Below are 2,633 nucleotides of genomic sequence, written 5' to 3' on the forward strand. Positions count from 1 at the left end.
GAGGTGTAGATCACGTACGCCGGGTGACGCGGATCGTACGACCTCGGCAGCTCACCGCACGGCCCCTCGGGCAGACCCCCCGCAATCACACACACCGGCTCGGCGTCGTCCAGCATGAAAGCGATCCGCTCCGCCGGATAGTCCACGTCCAGCGGCAGATAAGCAGCACCCGCACGATGCACGGCCAGCAACGCGACCACCAGATCCACCGACCGCGGCAGAGAGACGGCCACGACACCTTCCGGACCGACCCCCATGCCGGACAGCACACCCGCCAGCCGCTCGACCCGCGCGTCCAACTCCGCGTACGTCAGGGCAGCACCCTCGAAGACCAGCGCCGTCGCCGCCGGCGTCGCCGCCACCTGGGCCCGGAACAGCTCCGGCAGGGTCAGACCGGGCACCTCGCGGCCGGTGTCGTTCCAGTCGGTGAGGACGCGGGTGCGTTCGTCGTCGGTGAGGAGTTCGAGGAGCCCGACCGGCCGGTCCGGGGTGGCGGTGGCCTGTTCGAGGACGCTGACCAGGCGGTCGGCGAGCAGTTCGGCGGTGGTGGGGTCGAAGAGGTCGGTGCTGTACTCGATCCAGCCCTGGATGCCGTTGCCGTCGCCCTGTTCGACGAAGTCGAAGCTGAGGTCGAACTTGGCGGTCTCCTGGCCGATCGGTTCGGGGCGGGCGGTGAGTCCGGGCAGGGCGGGGGTGCCGCCGGGTCCGGCGAGGTGGACGACCATGACCTGGAAGAGCGGGTGCCGGGCGAGGGAGCGCTCCGGGTTGACCGCCTCCACCAGCCGTTCGAAGGGCAGGTCCTGGTGCTCGTACGCCGCCAGGTCGGTCTCCCGCACCCGGCGCAGCAGTTCGGCGAAGCCCGGGTCGCCGGAGAGGTCGGTGCGCAGGACGAGCGAGTTGACGAAGAACCCGACGAGGTCTTCCAGGTTCTCGTCCGTGCGCCCGGAGACGGGGGCGCCCAGCGGGATGTCGTCGCCCGCGCCGAGCCGGTGCAGCAGGGTGGCCACGGCGGCCTGGGCGACCATGAACATGCTGGCGCCCTCGCGGCGGGCCAGTTCGCGCAACTCCCGTTCCAGCCGCGGCGGGACGGTGAACCCGACGGTGCCGCCGCCGTGCCCCGACTCGGCCGGGCGCGGCCGGTCGGTGGGCAGAGCAAGCTCCACGGGCAGGCCGCGCAACGACTCGGTCCAGTGGTCGAGCAGGTCGGTGCCGGTGTCGTCGAGCAGGTCGCGCTGCCAGAGGGTGTAGTCGGCGTACGTCACCGGCAGCGGCGCCCAGTCGGGGCCGTGACCCGCCGTCCGGGCGGCGTAGGCGGTGCTCAGGTCGGCGAGCAGCGGCCGCTGCGACCACTCGTCGGTCGCGATGTGATGGAGCAGGAGCAGCAGGACGTGCTCGTCGGGGCCGGTCTCGAACAGAGTGACCCGCAAGGGGAGTTCGTGTTCGAGGTCGAAGGCGTACGCAGCGCACTCCGCGAGCCGCTCGTACGACTCGGTGTTGATCGCGACCTGTGCCTGGGCCGGGTCCAGGACACGCTGGTACGGCAGCCCGTCCTCGGCGGGGAAGACCGTGCGCAGGGTGGCGTGGCGGGCGACGAGGTCGTTGACGGCCTGCGCCAGGGCGACCCGGTCCAACGGGCCCGCGAGTCGCCAGGCGGCGGGAATGTTGTACGCCGGGTTCGGCCCGTCCACCTGGTGCAGCAGCCACAGCCGCCGCTGGGCGGAGGACAGCGGCAGCCGTTCGGGGCGTGTCCGGTCGGCCGTGAGCGCGGGGCGGGTCAGGGCGCGGGCGTCACCGAGGACGGCGGCGAGCCGGGCCACGGTGGGCGCGTCGAAGACCGCGCGGAGCGGCACCTCGGCGTTCAGGACCGTACGGATGCGGCTGACCAGCCTCATCGCCAGCAGCGAATGGCCGCCGAGTGCGAAGAAGTCGTCGTCCACACCGATGTGTTCGAGCCCGAGGACGGCCGCGAACGCCTGGCACAGGAGTTCCTCGTGCGGGGTCCGGGGCCCACGGCTGGTGACGACGGCCGAGAAGTCGGGGGCGGGCAGGGCTCCCCGGTCGAGCTTGCCGTTGGGGGTGAGGGGCAGGGCGTCCAGGGGGATGACGGCGGCCGGGACCATGTGGGCGGGCAGGGCGGTGGCGGTGTGGGCGCGCAGGGCGTCCGGGTCCGGTGCGGCGCCGGGGGCGGGGACGACGTAGGCGACGAGGCGGTCGTCCCTGACGAGGACGGTGGCGTGCGCGACGGTCTCGTGCGCGGCCAACACCGCCTCGATCTCACCGAGTTCGATCCGGAAGCCACGCAGCTTGACCTGGTCGTCGACCCGGCCCAGGTACTCCAGCTCACCGTCCCGGGTCCATCGAGCCAGGTCGCCCGTGCGGTACATCCGCGCTCCGGCCGGCCCGTACGGGTCCGCCGTGAACCGCTCAGCCGTCAGACCCGCCCGGCCCAGGTAGCCCCGGGCCAGCTGGACACCGGCGAGATACAGCTCGCCGGGGACGCCGGGAGGCACGGGACGGAGCCCGGCGTCCAGGACGTAGGTCGTGGTGTTCCACACGGGGCGGCCGATGGGCACGGCGGTGGCGCCGGGGAGGATCTGGCCGGCGGTGACGTCCACGGACGCTTCGGTCGGCCC

General features: G+C 72.9%; 1 protein-coding gene. It reads right to left on the reverse strand.

Going from position 1 to position 2,633, the window contains the following annotated elements:
* Nucleotides 1–2,633, reverse strand: a 2,633-nt coding sequence (locus tag ACX28W_RS43805; RefSeq protein WP_459005673.1) for a condensation domain-containing protein, incomplete at both ends; no start/stop codon positions are given.

It is taken from the genome of Streptomyces sp. SD15 (genome assembly GCF_054462255.1).